Origin of the sequence: Paraburkholderia xenovorans (assembly GCF_046030735.1) — a bacterium.
Taxonomy (GTDB): Bacteria; Pseudomonadota; Gammaproteobacteria; order Burkholderiales; family Burkholderiaceae; genus Paraburkholderia; species Paraburkholderia xenovorans_A.
Genome location: NZ_JAQQBV010000002.1, coordinates 271,273 through 289,015 on the forward strand (window position 1 = coordinate 271,273; position 17,743 = coordinate 289,015).

Genomic DNA, 17,743 nt, shown 5'->3' on the forward strand with positions numbered 1-17,743 from the left:
AGCGACCGCATCCCGACGCACTTGCCTACTGCACCTCCCACCAGCGCGGCAATAACCGGCGCACTTCCGCGCGCCGGTACCGATCGTCGATCAGGTGCACCACGCCTCGATCCTGCTCCGTACGAATCACGCGTCCCGCGGCCTGCACGACCTTCTGCAAACCGGGGTACAGGTACATGTAGTCGTAGCCGTTGCCGAACTTCGCGTCCATCGTGCGGCGCATCTGCTCGTTGACGTCGTTCATCTGCGGCAAACCCAGCGTCGCGATGAACGCGCCGATCAACTGCTGGCCGACCAGATCGATACCCTCCGAGAACGCGCCGCCCAGCACGGCGAAGCCCACGCCCTGGTTCATCGTGCGAAAGCGCGCGAGGAACGCGTCGCGCGCCGCCTCGTCCATGCCCGGCTCCTGCGCCCACACAGGCAGCGCCGGATGACGTTCCCGCAGCAGCGCCACCACTTGCTGCAGGTACTCGAAGCTACTGAGAAAGCCGAGATAGTTGCCGGGCTGCGCCGCGTACTGCCGTGCGATCAACTCGACGATCGGCATCAACGAGCGCTCGCGATCGCGCCAGCGGGTCGACACGTTGCCGGCCACACGCACCTGCAATTGCTCGGCGCGAAACGGGCCTTCCACGTCCAGCCAGGTCGTGTGCTCAGGCAGACCCAGCGTGTCGCGATAGAAATGATGCGGATTGAGCGTGCCCGAAAACAGCACGGTGGTACGCGCGGCGTCGTAGCGCGGCGCGAGGAACGGCGCCGGAATCACGTTGCGCACGCATAGCGTGCTGCTGGTTTTGTCGCGTGGCGCGTGGCGATCCTCGGTCAGCGTGATGTCGAAGATCGAGTGCTCGCCGAACTGCTCGGCCAACGCGACGAAATGCATCGCGTCGAAGAAAAAGCGCAGCGATGCTTCGTCGATGGAAAGCGGCGCCTCGGCAAGCTGATCGGTCACCGCGCCGATCAGATTCTGCGCAGCCGACAGCAGTTTGCCGGGCACGTCGGGATAGACCTGATACGTCGCGGCCTGCTCGGCCTGCGCGCGCTTCACCGCGTTCCATTCGCGTTGCAGACGTTCGAGCGGCTTGCGCAAGCTGACCGGCGCGGTCTTGCGCGCGAGCCTGAAAGCCGCCTGATCGAGCGACGCGCTGTACATCCGGCGCGCGCGCTCAAGCAGGTTGTGCGCCTCGTCGACCAGTACGCCGACCCGCCACTGATTGATCTGCGTGAGCGCGTACAGCATCGCGCTGCTGTCGTAGTAGTAGTTGTAGTCGCCGACCACCACGTCGGCCCAGCGTGCCAGCTCCTGCGCCAGATAGTACGGGCAGACCTCGTGCGCGAGCGCCGCCTCGCGCACTGCGGCGCGGTCGAGCTTGCGGCCGGCCAGCGCGGCGCTGCGGGCGGCGTCCAGACGGTCGTAGAAGCCGCGCGCAAGCGGACAGGACTCGCCGTTGCAGGCCTTGTCGGGATGCTCGCAGGATTTGTCGCGTGCGACCAGTTCCAGGGTTCGCAAAGGCACAGGCAGCGGTTGCAGCGTGGCGGTTGCGGCTGTGGCGCTCGCATGCAGCGTGTCGATCGCATCGAGCGCGAGCGCGCGGCCCGGCGTTTTCGCGGTGAGGAAGAACACGCGGTCGATCTGATCCGACGCACACGCCTTCAGCAACGGGAAAATCGTGGCGAGCGTTTTGCCGATGCCGGTGGGCGCCTGCGCCATCAACGGCTTGCCGTCGCGCGCGGCCCGATAGACCGACACCGCGAGTTCCCGCTGCCCGCTGCGGAACTGCCCGTGTGGGAACTGCAATCGGCCAAGCGCGGCGTTGCGTGCCGCGCGATGCGATTCCTCCTGCACGGCCCAGTCGAGAAAACGCTCGCATTGCTCGACGAAGAACATCTCCAGTTCGCGCGCGGTATGCGTTTCGGTCAGCAGCGTTTCCTTCTGATTACCGACGTCGAAATACACCAACGCGACCGTCAACCCGGCCAGCCCACGCGCCCGGCACAGCAGATGGCCGTACACCAGCGCCTGCGCCCAATGCAACGTGCGGTGATTGTCCGGCATCCGTTCGAGCGAACCGCGATGGGTCTTGACCTCTTCGAGCCGGTTCGCCGTCGGGTCGTAGCCGTCAGCACGGCCGCGCACCGTCAGGCTGCGATGCGTGCCTGTCAGCGTGATCTCGGTTTCGTAACCGCTCGCGCGCCGTCCCGCGACCGTCACGTGGCCGGCCATCCCTTCGAGCGACGTCGGCGCCGGCGTGAAGCGCAAATCCAGATCGCCGCGGCGCGCGGTGAATTCGCACATCGCGCGGACCGCGACCACGTAGGTCATGTCGCGGCCTCGGTGGCGGTCGCTGCGGCGGGCAGCGTGACCGCGCTGGCAGTGGCGGGTTCATCGGCCCAGCGCACGTCGAGTACACGCACGGGCATGCGATGCTGCACGCAGTACGCGAGCCAGCGGATCTGGTTGTCCTGCAAGCGGTCGCCGGGGCCTTTGACTTCAATCAGTTCATAGCGCCGTTCGGCCGGCCAGAAGCGGATCAGGTCCGGCAAACCCGAGCGATTGCTGCGGATATCGCGCAATAGCCGTTCGAACCACAATTTCAGATGCGCGGCGGGCAGGCAATCGAGCGCGAGACTCACCAGTTCCGGGCTCAGCATCCCCCAGAAGACGAACGGCGATTGCAGCCCGCTCTTGATCTCGAGATGCCGCAAGATCGTGTCGCGATATGCGCCGCTCTCGAGTTGCGCGAGGCACGCGGCGAACTGCGGCGCGCGACGCAGATGAAAATCCGGCGCATGCAGATCGGCCGGACCGCGCTGGAACGGATGAAAAAACGCGCCGGGCAACGCGGCGAACACCGGCTCCCAGCACAGCAGACCAAACAACGAATTGATCAGCGCGTTTTCGACGTAATGGACCGGCGCGTCGCCCGACGTCAAATGATCGCGGGCGACGTATTCGACCGGCAGCGCCGTGTCCGGCCTCGGCAGCACCAGCGTGTCGCGTTCGACCGGCCGCGCGGCCTGCGCACGGACCGCCGATGCGCCGCACTTGCGCTGCAAGCGCGGCAACATGCGTGCGACGCGCTGCGCTTCTTCTTCGCTTTCCGGCGTGGCGGCGGCTTGCATGGCGAGGGCGAGCGCTTCGTCGAAACGCTCGCTGCGTTCGAGCACGCGCATGCGCCGATGCCGCGCGCCGGGCCAAGCGCTGCGATCGTACACTGCTAGCGCGGGGGCCCAGTCGTGCTGACGCTCGCAATGATGACCGATGCGGAACAGCAGCTTCGCTCGACGCGTTTCGAGCCACGGATTCGCGGTTTCGATCGCGACGACGGCGGCGATCAGTTCGTCGACGGCGGTTTCGCCCTCAGGCAGCCCGTCGAGCGCATCGCGGCAGGCCTGCAACGCGAGATACACGTCGACGTCCGCGCGCTGCTGGAACGCCCGCGACGACGGTGAGAACGCAACGGTTTCGTACTGGAACACGCCGAGGTCGGCGAGCACGAACTCGGACCAGTCCTGCTGCAGATTGCCGAAGAACATCAGACGTAAGCGCTCGCAGAGCGGCGCGATCGCGACGTGCAGGATGCGGTCGGGGGTGGCGGTATGCCAGGCGGAAAGTGGGCGGGCTGGGTTGGGAGGGCTGCTGAACTCGTCGTCGTTTTCTCTTTCGTCGCCGGCTGGCTCGTGAAACGGCCGCAGCGTTTCCAGCAATTCGGGCTTGCGTAAAGCCTTTGCGCCTGGAATCAACGCGATGGCGCCCGCGAAGATCAGCAGTAACTCGGGGCGCGTGGTCAGCGCGAACAGATCGTCGAGCGTCAGGTCCGGCTCGGTATCGACCCAACCGAGTTCGGCCAGCGGCGCGGCCGCCTGCAAGGGACAGCCGATTTCGTCGTACGCGAGTCGGCTCGCGCGGAACAACGCGCCCTTGCGCATCAGCATCCGTACGAGCAGCGCGCGCGAAGGCTGCGGCAAAACCGCGAAATCGCGCAGGAAGCCATGCTCGCGCTCGTCCAGCAAATCGTCGTAACGCTCGGCGAGCCACGCAAGCGCGCGCTCGAAGTTCAGCAGGTAATAAGGGACGCCGGAACGGTTGTCCGGCGGAAGATGTGTCGCCACGGCGCTTTCATGAAACCTGTATGTTTATACAGTGATGATAGCAAAGTCCGGGGCGGGGACGGCCGACGAACTCGGCGTGATGACCGAATTCGCCACGAGTCGTAATCCACGAGAGTTCTGAAGCGCGATACGGCTCGATCGACCACTGTATTGTCCGAGCAGACGATGCAGTAGGTATCGTAGATATGCCGCAGATGTGGCCGCAAGCTGGCGTGAGCGGCGTATCGCGTCTGGTAATTCCAGCCTGAGGCGAAGTAGCGGTTCGCGTTCAATGCCCGCTGTTCTTCTTCAATCGGCTGGAAGCCCGAGGCTTGCATTGTCTCGACGACCGCAATTTTGAGCTTGCCAAGATGCGCTCGCAACCCGCTTTGCGAAAGACCGTGATCCGCGTTGAGGACTACCTTCAAATCGACATCTTCCGACATCCTCTCGATCAGCCCGTGCGCTTTGGACAGACTCGTCCCACCGCAGAATACGAATTGAACGTGGTCGTGTCGCAGATCGGCCAACGCATGCAGTGCGTCGGTGACGTGGACATCTTTCTCGAGAACAAACGCGGACAGTTCCCCCGCCAGCCCTTCGGCCGTGATCGCATCAATGAGGTCTTTCTGCTCGGCCGAAATTATTTTCATATTGAACAGTTTTCTTGCCGAAACCCAATTTGCGCACGATACGGCGATTTCCGGTGTTGATCACCGCTCCAGGCGGCAATTGAGTTGTCTCACCCGCGTTGTACAACTCGGCCTGCTTGCTCGGGTAGACCTTCACGCCCAATCTGGTCAGCGCCTGTTCGGCCAGAATTTCCACCGGTTGAACCGGAATCGGCGCACCGGACAGAACGCTGCGCTTGGCTTTTGCATAGACGCCCACGCCGAGTTTCACAATGACGCCCTCCTCGACCAGCTTGCGAAGCGCCCGCCCTACCTGAGCTTCGCTGCCAAGGCGTGCGAAGTCGGTCCGCAAGAATACGTCGGACGAGCGCCTACCCACTGCTATCTTCAGACGATCTTCCAGAACCATGACAAACTCCGCTCACCAAGTAATCTTGAAATACATTCCAATCAGTTGATTATAAATGTAAATTTCAATCCAATACCGATCACCGAGTCAGTATAGCATGTGGTCAGTTGAGGAAGATTCTGCATTGCCGCCCTCATTTATGACGCCACCCACACCACCGTCAGCGACCGCACCCCCTGCGCTCCGCGAATCAGCACGCCTTCGATGTCCGCCGTCGCCGACGGCCCCGTCACCAGCGCCGCATAGCGAGCCTCGCGGAAATCGTCACGCCGGTACACGTCCTGCAAACCGTCGATCAACTGCGCCGGGTCGACCAGCACCACCAGATGCTGGACGATGTACCCCAGCGCATTGACCACATACTCGCGCTCGCTGAACCACACGGAGCCCGTCTCAGCGACACCGAAGCGCGCCCGCACCACCCCCACGTCGACATCCTGCAGCGAAGCCGGCTCCGTATCGGCCGCGAGCGTGCGCGTGCCCTGCACCTCGGCCGTAGCCGACGCAATCGACGCCTGATCGCCGAAGCGTTCCCGGATCAACCCGAGCACCTCGCTTGCAGTCGCGACTTCGACGCACGTGCCGCCCATCGCCTGCAACGCCGCGGTAAAACGCGCACGCAAATCGCCGCCCGCCGACTCGAACAACGGCACCTCGGGCCGTTGACGAACCGGCGGTTGCGCGGAACGCACCTTCGCCAGAAAAGCCTCACGCGTTGCCATCGCCACCTCCTCGATTCTTTTTGTACCAGGCATGGAAGGTCAGCTTCGGCGCCTCCGGCAATTCGCGCTGCCTGCCCCAGATGTTCAGCGGGTTGTACAGCACGAAATTGGGCAAACGCCGCAATGCGCCGCCCATCGACGACACCGTCGCGCGATACAAAGTCGGACTCGCGAGCAGACGCCCCGCCATCTTCAACACTTCCTGCTTCACGAACGGCACTTCATGACGCTCGGTAATGACCGTGCGCCACTTGTAGATCTGCTCGTGAATATTGATCTTCACCGGACATACGTTCGTACAACTACCATTCAGCGTCGATGCGAACGGCAACGCGCTATAGCGCTTCAGATCGAAAGTCGGATTGATGATCGCGCCGATCGGTCCGGAATAAGTGCCGCCATACGAGAGGCCGCCGCTGCGCCGGTACACCGGACAAGTATTCATGCACGCGCCGCAACGAATGCATTTGAGCGAATACCAGAAGTCTTCCATCGCCAGCCGCTCGGAGCGGCCATGGTCGACGAGAATGAAATGCATCTCGGTGCCGGGACGTGGCGCACGAAAATGCGACGTGTATTGCGTGATCGGCGAACCGAGCGCGCTGCGCGACAGCATGCGGATAAACACGCCGAGGTCCGACACTTTCGGAATCAGCTTCTCGATCCCGATCGACGCGATATGCAACGGCGGCACGTTCGCCGACAGATCGGCATTGCCTTCATTCGTGCACACCACCACCGTGCCCGTCTCCGCGACTGCGAAATTGCAACCGGTCATGCCAGCCGTTTTCTCGCGCACGAAATAAGGCCGCGTATTCATCCGCTGGCTTTCGGCCAGATAGTGGATGTCGCTATTCTTCGGATCGGTGCCGATCGTGCGGCCGAACAGCTCGGCCACGTCCGCGCGCAGTTTATGAACCGCGGGCACCACCATGTGACTCGGGTCCTGATGATCGAGCTGCTGGATGCGTTCGCCGAGATCGGTTTCCATCACCGTGATGCCGCGCGGCTCGAGGTACTCGCGCATCTTGCATTCGTCGGTGAGCATGGATTTGCTTTTGACGAGCGTGGTCATGCCGCGCTCGGACATGATCTGGTGCACGAGCGCGTTGTGTTCCTCAGCGGTCGCCGCCCAATGCACGGTCACGCCGTTCGCCTCGGCGGCCGCTGCGAACTGTTCCAGATAGCCCGACAGATACGACAGCGTGTGTTCCTTGATGCCGGACGCGAGTTCGCGCAGCGTCTCCCATTCGGCGATGCCGTGCGCCTGCGCATCGCGCTTCTCGCGCAAATCCCATAAGCGCTTGTCGTGAAACGCGACATGCTCCGTCTTGCCGATGAAAGCCCCCGCGGCCTTCGCGTGATCGATGCGGCTCATACGCGCGCTCCGTTGAGGACCTGCGCGATATGGATAAAACGCGCATCGGCTTTCATGCGCTCCGCGCAGCCTTGCTGGTGCATCAGACACGACATGTCGCCCGACACGATGTATTCCGCGCCCGCTTGCAGATGATCACGAACCTTGTCCTGTCCCATGCGCACGGAGACCGGCTCTTCCGTCACCGAGAACGTGCCGCCGAAACCGCAGCATTCGTCCGGCCGCGCCGGTTTCACGAATTCGATGCCCTTTACGCCTTCGAGCAACGTGCGGGGTTTCGAGAACGGCACGCCGGCGATCTCGGACACCGACGCCTCCTTCAGATGCCGCAACGCGCTGCAACTGTTGTGCAAGCCGACGCGGTGCGGAAACTCGGCCCACGGAAACTCGCGCGCGCCGACCACATCGTGCAGAAACTCGACGAGTTCATAAGCGCTCGCGCGTACTTTCCTGACCTCGTCGGTCTGCTCGATCGCAATCAGATGCTCGCGAACATGATGAATGCAACTCGCCGACGGCCCGACGATGTAGTCGTAACCCGCAAAGTTGCGTGCGAACACGCGTTCGGTGCCCGCAGCGTCGGCCTGTGCGCCGCTGTTGGCCATCGGCTGACCGCAGCAGGTCTGCTCCTGCGGATAGTCGACCTCGATGCCGAAGCGCTCGAGCAATTCAAGCGTGGCGATGCCGACCTCGGGATAGAACGCGTCGATGAAGCACGGGATAAACAGGGCGACTTTCATAAGCTCATTGTGGGGAAAAGCGACGGCCGGGGATTTGCGTACTCACTTGCCTACTCTACTGCGGAAACGTGCGGCGCTGCACGGCGCAACCGCAGTAGCAGCACAGACCATCCATTCGTTTAGCCTACAAAGGATGATTTTGTATGACTGGTCATGTTGGTCAGACCAAGAATATAAGGAAGTCGCCTGAGGGTGTCAACGGGGGATTGGACCGTGCGCGACGCGGTCGCCGCGCAGTTTCAGGGAATCGTGCGAGGCGAAGGATTTGCCGCGTCTTCGCGGTAGATCTCGCGCACAAACGACAAATGCCGCTCCGCGGCCTTGCGGGCTTTCTGGGCGTCGCGCGCCATCACGGCGTCGTAGATCGCCTGATGCTGGGTCATCAACTGCTTTTCCATCGCGTCGTCGTAATCGATCAGACGATGGTATTGGCGCATGCCTTCGTGAATCAGCGTGTGGATGCCGTGCATCACATGAGCGAGTGCGATGTTATGCGTGGAGTCGGCAATCGCGAGGTGAAAGGCCGCGTCAAGCTCGGCGAGATTCGTGCGGTCTTGCGACAGCGAACCAGCTTTCAACGCTTCGAATGCTTCAGCGATTTTCTGCCGGTCAGCCGCGGTGGCGCGTTCGGCCGCGTACACGGTCGAAATCGCTTCGAGTCCCTGGCGCAATTCGAGAATGTCGGCACTAGTGCGAGGATTCTGCAGCAGCAGTTCCGCAAGCGGTTTCGAAATGATCGGCGCGGTGACGTCGACCACCGTAAAGCCGCCGCGGCCCGAGGTTTCGATATACCCGTCCGCTTCCAGACGGATCAGCGCTTCGCGCAACGAAGGCCGCGACACGCCCAGCTGCGTGGCCAGATCGCGCTCCGCGGGCAAGCGGTCGCCGGGCATCAACGTGCCGTCCGAGATCAATTGCTTGATCTGGTCGGACACGACGTCGGAGAGTCGCTTGCGCGTAAAGGACTGAATCGGGCGGAAAGGCATGATGTGAGGGGCAGACGCGACTCGCGCGGGTTTGGAACGCGAATTATAGCGTTCGCACCTCGCGGGTCCGCCGCTCATTACCGCATCCATGAACACCGTACCGGAATGGGGACCAAAAATTACACCCAGTAAGCATGTAACGGCACGAGTCAAAACGTACAGATTTTAATTCCAGACCAACAAAACACGACAATATCCACCCTTGAATACCCATATTACTTACGACGCAATTGGGAGTCGCAAGTCGGTCTGATACAAGTGTTAAATGTATTTATAAATTGTTTAGTAGCACATCAATTTCAAGAACCGTCGATTGGCCGTATAGCCATAAACCAAGGACCAGGGTGATATCGATAAACACCGCTTTTTCCATAACTAACGAACCATGTTGAAGTGCTTCTCTATTAGGGCTCTGTTCTTTGCAGTGAGCCTGATTCTCACAGGTTGTGTCGTTGCACCTGTCGGTCCAGCGCAATGGGTGCCGCCGCACTATGACGCCTGGGGCTATTGGCATTCAGGCCACTGGCGTTAAGCCGTTGTTTAACGTTTGTTAATACCACTTTCCTGGACACTGAAATGCTCACATCACATTTTGCAAATCGACAAGGCGTCGGCATGCGTGGCTATTCGATGGCGGCCATTTACGCTGCGCTCATCTCCATTTTTCTCGCTCAACCGGCAATGGCGCAAGTAGTGATGACACAGAGCCCCCCGACGATAATAGAGACACCAGCGCCCGGAGTCGTCGTAGCTTCACCTCCACCGCCGCCCGTGGTCGTCACCGCCCCACCTCAGGTCGTTATGGTCCCGCGGCCGCCCTCCTGCTCGTGGGCGCGCCGCCGCGTTCCCGACGACGGCTACTATGGATGGCACTGGGAGCACTTCCGGGTTTGCGGCTGACGAACGCACGCGCAAAGCATCGCAACGATCTGCTTTCTGTCGCGTGGATAACCACGCGACATGCTCGACACGGTCAAATCTGCCGGCGCAATTCCGCCGGCGGCACCTTCATCAGATGGCGATACTTCGCCACCGTGCGGCGCGCAACCAGCACGCCCTGATCGGCGAGCATCTTGGCGAGCGTCACATCGGAAAGCGGATCGCGGGCATTTTCCGCGGCGATCATTTCCTTGAGCAGCGCGCGCACCGCAGCGGCCGAACAGGTGCCGCCGCTTTCCGTGCCGAGTTCACGCGGGAAGAAGTGCTTGAACTCGAAGATGCCGCGCGGCGTAGCCATATATTTGTTGCCGGTGGCGCGCGAGATCGTCGATTCATGCAGACCGAGTTCTTCGGCCACGTCGCGCAAAACCATCGGCTTCAACGCGATCTCTCCGTACTGGAAGAACGCTTTCTGATGCGCGACGATGCATTCGGCGACCCGCTGAATCGTATCGAAGCGCTGCTGCGCATTGCGGATCAGCCAGCGCGCTTCCTGCAGTTGCTGCGCGAGCGGCGAGCGGCTCGCGCCGGCCGACTGCGCAAACAGCTCCGCATACATGCGGTGAATGCGCGCACGCGGCTGCACGGCTGGATTGATCTGCACTACCCACTTGTTACGCGCCTGGCGCACGATCACATCCGGCACTACGTAGTTGTCTTCCGTGCGGCCGTAGCTGTTGCCCGGCTTCGGATCGAGCTTGCGCACCAGCGCGCAGGCCACGCGCAGTTCCTCTGCGCTGCAGCCGATCTGCTTCTGCAGTTCGGCCTGCTCGCGACGCGCGAGACGTTCGAGATGATGCTCGACGATCTGCTTCGCGACATCGCGCCCCGGCGTGTCCGACGGCAACGCATTCACCTGCAGCGACAAACACTCGGACAGCGAACGCGCGCCAAGCCCTGGTCGATCGAGCGACTGCACGAGGCGCAGCGCCACCAGCAATTCTTCTTCAGTGAGTTCCGGTTCGAGATCGACGCTGTCGGCGAGATCGGAAAGCTCCTGACGCAGATAACCGTCGTCGTCGAGCGCTTCGATGACGAAGCGGGCCACCGCGCGGTCGCGGTCGTCGAGGCGATACAGGCGCAGCGAGTCGTGCAGTTGCTCGCGCAGCGTGGGTTGCGAGCGCGCCCATTCTGCAGGGTCGCTGCTATCGGAATCGCCGTTCTGGCGCGATGAACTACGGCTGCTGTAATCGCCGGAGAAGTCGCCGGGCATATCGTCCGGGCCGTCCTGCCCTGCGCTTTCCATCGTGTCGCTGCTGCCGCTATCGGCCGGCAGCGAATCCGGTTCGGCTGCGGCGACGGTATCGGTGGCAGGCATCGACGCGTCGTCGCCCGTTGACGCAGTGGCGAGCGCTACGTCTTCGGTGTCGGTCGAGTCGTACTCGAGGAACGGGTTGGTGTCGAGCGCGGTGCGCAACTCCTGCTGAAACTCCAGAGACGACAACTGCAACAGTCGCACAGATTGCTGCAGGCGCGGCGTGAGTGCGAGAGACTGCCTTGTGCGAAGTTCAATTGAAGGCATTGTAGTGAGGTCCCTTGATAGCTGAGAATTGACAGGTGACCTCTGTAGAGCAACAGTCGTACCAGTTCGCGCAACCTGCTGTTTTTTCTACGCTTTGCTTTTTCAGGCCCGCCAATTGCGCAAGTCGCGGCCGCCATTTTTTACAAGTACCCGGCAATTTCCGGTCTTGGGCCGGCCACGCTCTCCCAGCGCGCGGCGTGGCTTCGCGCAAATACATTCTTCAGCCTAAATGCTTATCCCGTAACGGGTTTTGCTGCATGGCAGCGTTCGATCGGGGCCGCGGGCACAGCGATTGCGTTGAGCCCTATGTGGACGGGCGTCGTTCTTTGCATGCGAATCGGCACAGCCGGGACACCTGCATAGGACGTCGTCCGGTGTCGATAACGGGCCCTGACGGAACCGTAGCGGCAACGACCCCACGCGTGTCATCAACGGTTTCAACCGTGATCGACCGCAGGCAACAAGACCGCAATTTTCATCAACACCCGAAGGAGAAACCATGAAGACCATCCAATTTCTGAAGACTGCAGGTAGCATCGCTTGTGTTGCATTCGCACTGAACGCAACGGCACAAACCAGCGCGTCGGCTCCGTCGTCGGCATCCGAAACCATCGGCCAGCACGTCGACGACGGCACCATCACAACCAAGGTGAAGGCTGACCTGCTCGGCGCGAAAAACGTCAAATCCACGCACATCCACGTGAAGACCCGCAAGGGCGTGGTCTATCTGACGGGCTCGGTGCCGTCGGCTGAGGACAAAGCCGCTGCTCTGCAAGTGGTCGAAAACGTCAACGGCGTGACGAGCGTGAAGAACCACCTGAAGGTCGCCGCCGAATAAGATCGCGCGAGCCTGTAGGCAGGGGCCGGGCGCGACCGGCCCCTGCCACGCTTCAGGGCAACACGAAAAAACCGTCCGCACGCGAGTGTGGACGGTTTTTTTAATGCATCTTCCTGCGCTGCTTTTTCGGCGCACCAGATATCGATGTGCCGATACGCCCCAAAAAAACGGCGCCCATCAGGCGCCGCTCCCATCGATCAGCGAATACCGATTAACGCTTAGCCGCCGCGTATTGATCGCGCAGATCACGCACGCGGTCGTGGTTCTGCAACACACCCTGATACTGACGCTCGACGATCGCACGCACGTCAAGCGGCAAGTCCTTCTCCAGTGCATCGTGATAGCGCTTCTTGGCGACATCCTCGCCTTTTTCGCATTCAGCGAGAATCGCGTGATCGCTGCGATCCGTCACGGCCGATTTCACGTCGACCCAGCCGCGATGCAGCGCACCGCTCACGCTGCCGCCCGTTTCCGGCTTGCCACCCAAAGCCTGAACTGCATCCTGCAACTCGCGAGCGCCGCGCGTGCAGTCTTCGGCACGCGACAGAAACAGCGTTTTCAGTTGCGCGTCATGAGCGTCCTCAGCAGCCTTGCGAAAGCCCTTCTCGCCGTCCTTCGACGTTTCGACCAGATCGTTCAGCACGGAAACAACGTTCGTAGCCATCTAAGTACCTCCAGGGATTTCGTTGAAGTGGAATCCGTCGCCGCGCGTTTCGATGCGGCTGCGGGGTTCATTGAGAGGAACGCATGCGCCGTGCCCGGCGTGCGCCGCCGGGCGCGCGTGGCCAACTTTGCCAACGCGCGTAAATGTTGCCCGCGCCGGGACCTTCGCGCCGCTCTGCGATCCCCGCCCAGCAAGCGTTTAGCCAATGGCACACAGGTTGCTTAAGATGCTGCGCCCAGGCGCGCCAGGATGCACGCACGAATTGAAAAAAATGGGCAGGCAATAACGACAGGGAGAAACCGATGAAGATGAAAATCAGGAGCACCGAATTTCTGGTGGGCGTCGCGATCGTCACTTCAGCGGCGGTGTTGCAGATTCGCGAGCACACCTTGCCGCAAGATGCGCCATCTTCGGCAACGCCGGCGCTGGCGTGTGGCGCGGCGCATGACGGGCTCGTACCGGCCGGCTGCGAGCCGACACGTGGCGAGCGCGAAACGGATCGCGCGCAGAAGCAGGCGCGTGGGGCACAGCGTATTTGGGTTTGATATTGATTAGTTCGGATGCCGGATTAACCCGCCAACGACAAATGCCGCGCTGTCGCAAACCATTCAACGCAAAACGGCCCGACATGTGTCGGGCCGTTTTGTCATCTGCTCGGTGGTCGCCTGCCAGGCGCTTCCGCTCACGCATGCTTCTGCGCGAATTCCTCGATCGGCTGCGGTTCCTTCAGCGGATCGAAATCCGCCCAGCGCCCCTGTTGCCAACGGCCGCTCGCGCGCTCGATCGCGACGCCTCCGGCGTCGCGCAACACGCGCGCGGCGTCGAACTGATTGTCCGGCGACACGTGCACGGCAACCAGCACACCTGAATCGCGTGTTTCTGCGTGCAACGCTGCCGAGTGTGCGGCTTGACCGTCGCGAGTGCGCGACATCGCGCCGACCAGCGAACCGACATAAGCGCCGACGCCCGCCGCAATCAACGAAACGATCAGCGGCGCCGAGAACGCCGCGAAGATTCCGACGCCGACCACCGCGCCCGCAACCGCTCCAAGGGTCACGCCAAGTCCGGCGCCTTTCGGCGCATTCTTCGATCCCGCGTCGGTGTGAGTGTCGCCGCCGATCGGATAACGCGCGTGCTGGCCGCGCGGATTGACGAAAAACAGCGTGACGTCTTCTTCGACGAACCCTGCGTTGAATAACTTTTGCGCCGCTTCTTCAGCGGCGGGGAACGTGGTGAAACGTGCTGCGACGATGAGTGACATAAGGCCTCCTTGCATCGTTGACTGGAGATCGCGCCGCTGGCCGCATCCACGCATGACGCGCGCGCGGCAACCGTATAACCCGGAACTACGCCAAAGTCCCGCGATCCGGTTCCATACCTTCTACTCTGAACAGTCCGCTATGCAACACGACACCCACGCCGTCGTTCTGGTCGAGCGCTTCCGCGCAGACCGAACGGATGCGCTGGCGACCCTTGTCGAACGCGGAAATCAGCGTGGCTTCCAGTGCGGATTCGGCGCCGAAGTGATCTTCCAGGGCCTCCGCGGTGATCGCGCACACGACCTGCTCCCCATCCACGCGCGCGAGGAAGCGCACGGTCAGATTCGCGCCGTCGAAAGCAGGTTCGTCGTCAGGAAAAGTGATCTGCATAAGGGAGTCCTCATAGGCCGGCCGTGGCAGGATCGCGTTCATGACGAACCCTTCATTGCGCCGGCCAGTTGCTGCGCCATCGCGAGGTGATGTTTGATGGTCGGCAACGCATGCGCGGCCGCGGCCTTCAGTTGCGAGTCGGTACCGCTCTGGCTTTCCTGCGTGAACAGATCGACGGCCCGTTGATGCGCTTCGAGTCCGACCTGTTCGACGTACGCCTGATCGAATTCCTTACCCTTTAATGTCTGCAACTTGCCGACCAGCGCCGAATCGGCGGACGGAGCCGTCGCCAGCCCCTTCTTCGCGGCGAGCGCACCCATTCCGCGCGATAGCTTCGTGTGGTCGACGATCATCTGCTGCGCGAATTTCTTCACGTGCGGATCGCTGGAATTCTTCAGCGCGAGTTTGCTGGCCGCGATTTCAGTGGCGTCGGACTGAGAGGCGTCCTGCACGAACTGCTGATCCGCGGGCGAAAGCTTCGTGCCGCCGACCGGCGCATCGCCGGCCGGCGCATCGCTCGCTTGCGCGTAAGCGCCGATGGAAAACACGCCGAGCCCAAGCCCCAGCGCGACGCTCATCACTTGTAGGGAATACCGGAATTTCATGCATTTTCTCCCTAGTTCACTTTTCCATCGGGACGAAGCCCGCGCCACGCGGCGTGACTTATGCGGCTTTGCGCTTCGACGACAACTGCGCAATCAGCGTCTTGTTGAAAGCGGGAAGATCGTCGGGCTTGCGGCTCGAAATAAGATTGCCGTCCTCGACCACTTCCTTATCGACCCATGTGCCGCCCGCGTTGCGAATGTCGTCCTGCAGGCTCGGCCAGCTCGTCAACGTGCGTCCGCTGATGATGCCCGCCGAGACCGGCAGCCACGCGCCGTGGCAAATCACTGCAAGCGGCTTTTTCGCGTTGTCCGCGGCTTTCACGAACGCGCGCGCTTGCGGCAACAGCCGGATCGCGTCGCCGTTCACCACGCCGCCCGGTAACACCACGGCGTCGTAGTCGTCCGCGCTCGCCTTGTCGAAAGTCGCATCCACGTCGACCGTGTCGCCCTTGTCCACGTGTTTGAAGCCCTGGATCGTGCCGGGTTTCGCCGAGATCACGTGCACCGTCGCGCCCGCTTCTGCGAGCGCGCGTTTCGGTTCAATCAGTTCGGCCTGCTCGAAACCGTCGACGGCGAGCACTGCCACTTTGTATCCCTTCAACGTATCAGCCATGCGTACTTCTCCTTGGATGAGTGCCGGGGCCGGCGCGCCCCGAAATGCTCATGTAGATCAATCAGCAAAAGATGTGCCCATGCGATCCGTCTGATGAACCGATCCATGTTTTCCGCGCCGCAATGCGCACACCGCCCGCCCTGCTACAACTTGCGCGAAAGGCGCAATCACAGTCCTTGCGGGTCGTCGTCGAGACCGTCATCGTCGTCGACACCCGGACCGACGATGCGATCGGGTTCGATGTCGCCGTCCTCCACCAACGTCGAATCGCCGTCGGCCGACGCGCGCTCGCCGGTACCGTAGCGGTCGGTATCGCTGCCGAGTTCGGTGTCGCCGGTTTCGAGCGCGTGATTGTCGAGTTCGGAATCGACGTCGAATTCATGGCGCTTCGCGCCGGCGACGTCGCTGCCGCTATCGGACGAATCGCTCGGTCCGAGTGCGCCTGTCGTACCGGACGTTTGCTTCACCTGCTGTTGCGGTTCTTCATCGGGATTCAGCGTGCTGCTCATGGCGCTCTCCTTTGGTTGATCCAGTACCCGTAGCGATGATTCGCAAGGACCGTTCCGCCGACGAATACCTGCGCTACCTGCGCTATGTCCGCATGCAGCAAGGCGAGTCGCGGGCACCGCCTTTGCTTGGTGGAGCACACCGGTGCGAATGCGCGCCTCATGCTTGAAACTTCTACCCATCACCATGCCAGCTACCCCTCCGTCCCAACGCCGCAGCGAAGACAGTGCCCCTCAACCGGCGCCCACGGCGATGCCGCCCGGCTTGCGACACGCGGACGACAGCCGTCCCGGCTACACCCGCGAGCGCGAAAAAGACCGCTTCGTGTACTTCGATCTGAAGGGCGAGCGCATCGACGACGAAGATGAAATCAAACGCATCAACGCGCTTGCGATTCCGCCCGCCTACGAGAATGTGTGGATTTGCCCTGACCCGCGCGGCCATATTCAGGCGACGGGGCGCGACGCGCGCGGACGCAAGCAGTACCGTTATCACCCACGCTGGCGCGAAACACGCGACGCCGACAAATACGAGCGCATGGCCGAGTTCGGCCGCGCGTTGCCGAAGATCCGCGCGCGCGTCGCGCGCGATCTGCAACTGCCGGGCATGCCGTGCGACAAGGTCATCGCCGCGATCGTGCAATTGCTCGACAGCACGTTGATCCGGATCGGCAGCGTCGAGTACGCGCGGGACAATCAGTCATACGGCTTGACCACGCTGCGTAAAAAGCACCTGAAACTCGAGGCCGGCCAGTTGCGTTTCAAGTTTCGCGGCAAGAGCGGAATCGAACACGACGTGACGGTGAACAATCCGCGCGTCAAGCGCATCGTGCGACGCTGCGCGGAGTTGCCGGGCCACGACCTGTTCCAGTATCTCGACGAAGACGGCACGCGCCGCACCGTGGGTTCAGCCGACATCAACGACTACCTGCGCCGCGCAAGCGACGCGGACTTCACCGCGAAGGATTACCGGACGTGGGCCGGCAGCGTCTATGCGCTCGCCGCATTGCGGCGCCTGATCTGTAGCAGCGCGACCGAAGCAAGGCGTCATATCGTGGCGACGGTGAAAGACGTCGCGAGCTTGCTGCGCAATACGCCCGCGGTATGCCGGCGCTGCTACATCCATCCCGCCGTGATCAGCGCGTTCGAGGCCGATGAGTTGCAAAGCCTGCCGCCGGGCCAGGTACGCCGCGGTCTGCGCGTCGATGAAGTGGCCTTTGCCGCTTTCCTTGCGCATGCGGAAAAGCGCGCAATGAAACTGGCGCGTCAGGCGGGAGCGAAGGGCCGCAAGGCGCGCGAATCGGCGGTGAACGACAGCATCGACCAGTCGCTGACTACGTTGCTGAAGAAATCGCGCGTGGTGCGTAAAGCGGCGGCCGCGAAGACCGCAGCAAAAGCAGGTGCGCAAAGCGCGCGTTGAACGCCGCCTGACGTGTCGTTCGATG

At 62.1% G+C, this 17,743-nt stretch carries 18 protein-coding genes; 3 read left to right on the top strand and 15 right to left on the bottom strand.

The genetic code is table 11. The features are described 5' to 3' along the window. Positions 1-25 precede the first annotated feature (25 nt). From PQQ51_RS02920 to PQQ51_RS02960, 9 genes are all read right to left on the bottom strand, one after another. On the bottom strand, positions 26-2,326 hold the full coding sequence (locus PQQ51_RS02920) for an ATP-dependent DNA helicase (protein WP_408494667.1): 2,301 nt from the start codon (positions 2,324-2,326) through the stop codon (positions 26-28). Next, entirely contained in the window at positions 2,323-4,116 is a 1,794-nt protein-coding gene (locus PQQ51_RS02925; protein WP_408494669.1) for a VRR-NUC domain-containing protein, read from the bottom strand. Before PQQ51_RS02925 ends, PQQ51_RS02920 begins: the two co-directional genes overlap by 4 nt. Next, positions 4,062-4,748, bottom strand: a complete 687-nt coding sequence (locus tag PQQ51_RS02930) for a nucleotidyl transferase AbiEii/AbiGii toxin family protein (protein WP_408494671.1) — start codon at positions 4,746-4,748, stop codon at positions 4,062-4,064. Before PQQ51_RS02930 ends, PQQ51_RS02925 begins: the two co-directional genes overlap by 55 nt. Then, positions 4,711-5,136: a DUF6088 family protein gene (locus tag PQQ51_RS02935; protein ID WP_408494673.1), complete on the bottom strand. Its 426-nt coding sequence runs from the start codon at positions 5,134-5,136 to the stop codon at positions 4,711-4,713. The genes PQQ51_RS02930 and PQQ51_RS02935 overlap by 38 nt, the downstream gene beginning before the upstream one ends. Positions 5,137-5,273: 137 nt before the next feature. Next, on the bottom strand, positions 5,274-5,858 hold the full coding sequence (locus PQQ51_RS02940; RefSeq protein ID WP_408494675.1) for a LutC/YkgG family protein: 585 nt from the start codon (positions 5,856-5,858) through the stop codon (positions 5,274-5,276). Continuing rightward, entirely contained in the window at positions 5,845-7,236 is a 1,392-nt protein-coding gene (locus tag PQQ51_RS02945; protein WP_408494677.1) for a lactate utilization protein B, read from the bottom strand. The genes PQQ51_RS02940 and PQQ51_RS02945 overlap by 14 nt, the downstream gene beginning before the upstream one ends. Beyond that, positions 7,233-7,976 (bottom strand): (Fe-S)-binding protein, encoded by a 744-nt coding sequence (locus tag PQQ51_RS02950; RefSeq protein ID WP_408494679.1) that lies wholly within the window; start codon positions 7,974-7,976, stop codon positions 7,233-7,235. The genes PQQ51_RS02945 and PQQ51_RS02950 overlap by 4 nt, the downstream gene beginning before the upstream one ends. Before the next feature lie 239 nt (positions 7,977-8,215). After that, positions 8,216-8,962 (bottom strand): FadR/GntR family transcriptional regulator, encoded by a 747-nt coding sequence (locus PQQ51_RS02955; protein ID WP_408494681.1) that lies wholly within the window; start codon positions 8,960-8,962, stop codon positions 8,216-8,218. A gap of 973 nt (positions 8,963-9,935) precedes the next feature. Then, positions 9,936-11,423, bottom strand: coding sequence for an RNA polymerase factor sigma-54 (locus tag PQQ51_RS02960; RefSeq protein ID WP_408494683.1), 1,488 nt, complete (start codon positions 11,421-11,423; stop codon positions 9,936-9,938). A gap of 499 nt (positions 11,424-11,922) precedes the next feature. Here PQQ51_RS02960 and PQQ51_RS02965 point away from each other — a divergent pair, with 499 nt between their 5' ends. Further along, entirely contained in the window at positions 11,923-12,261 is a 339-nt protein-coding gene (locus tag PQQ51_RS02965) for a BON domain-containing protein (RefSeq protein WP_408494685.1), read from the top strand. A 211-nt stretch (positions 12,262-12,472) separates the two neighbouring features. On the opposite strand, the gene PQQ51_RS02970 is transcribed toward PQQ51_RS02965, so the two are convergent. Then, the gene (locus tag PQQ51_RS02970; protein WP_408494687.1) at positions 12,473-12,925 is read right to left on the bottom strand and encodes a PA2169 family four-helix-bundle protein; all 453 of its coding nucleotides are present in this window, start codon (positions 12,923-12,925) and stop codon (positions 12,473-12,475) included. 302 nt (positions 12,926-13,227) lie between these two features. Between PQQ51_RS02970 and PQQ51_RS02975 the strand changes: the two genes are divergently transcribed. Continuing rightward, positions 13,228-13,470 (top strand): hypothetical protein, encoded by a 243-nt coding sequence (locus PQQ51_RS02975; protein ID WP_408494689.1) that lies wholly within the window; start codon positions 13,228-13,230, stop codon positions 13,468-13,470. 137 nt (positions 13,471-13,607) lie between these two features. Here PQQ51_RS02975 and PQQ51_RS02980 read toward each other — a convergent pair whose 3' ends face one another. The 5 genes from PQQ51_RS02980 to PQQ51_RS03000 all read right to left on the bottom strand — a co-directional run bounded on the left by PQQ51_RS02980 (position 13,608) and on the right by PQQ51_RS03000 (position 16,301). Beyond that, on the bottom strand, positions 13,608-14,186 hold the full coding sequence (locus PQQ51_RS02980; RefSeq protein WP_408494691.1) for a hypothetical protein: 579 nt from the start codon (positions 14,184-14,186) through the stop codon (positions 13,608-13,610). 85 nt (positions 14,187-14,271) lie between these two features. Beyond that, positions 14,272-14,616 carry a DUF1488 family protein gene (locus PQQ51_RS02985; protein WP_408494693.1) on the bottom strand — a complete coding sequence of 115 codons (345 nt, stop codon included), beginning with the start codon at positions 14,614-14,616 and terminating at the stop codon, positions 14,272-14,274. Then, on the bottom strand, positions 14,613-15,179 hold the full coding sequence (locus PQQ51_RS02990) for a DUF4142 domain-containing protein (RefSeq protein ID WP_408494695.1): 567 nt from the start codon (positions 15,177-15,179) through the stop codon (positions 14,613-14,615). The genes PQQ51_RS02985 and PQQ51_RS02990 overlap by 4 nt, the downstream gene beginning before the upstream one ends. Before the next feature lie 58 nt (positions 15,180-15,237). Then, positions 15,238-15,792, bottom strand: a complete 555-nt coding sequence (locus PQQ51_RS02995) for a type 1 glutamine amidotransferase domain-containing protein (protein WP_408494697.1) — start codon at positions 15,790-15,792, stop codon at positions 15,238-15,240. Between the two features lie 167 nt (positions 15,793-15,959). Beyond that, positions 15,960-16,301, bottom strand: coding sequence for a chemotaxis protein (locus PQQ51_RS03000; RefSeq protein ID WP_408494699.1), 342 nt, complete (start codon positions 16,299-16,301; stop codon positions 15,960-15,962). A gap of 184 nt (positions 16,302-16,485) precedes the next feature. Between PQQ51_RS03000 and PQQ51_RS03005 the strand changes: the two genes are divergently transcribed. Further along, positions 16,486-17,718 carry a DNA topoisomerase IB gene (locus tag PQQ51_RS03005; protein WP_408494702.1) on the top strand — a complete coding sequence of 411 codons (1,233 nt, stop codon included), beginning with the start codon at positions 16,486-16,488 and terminating at the stop codon, positions 17,716-17,718. Positions 17,719-17,743: the final 25 nt, after the last annotated feature.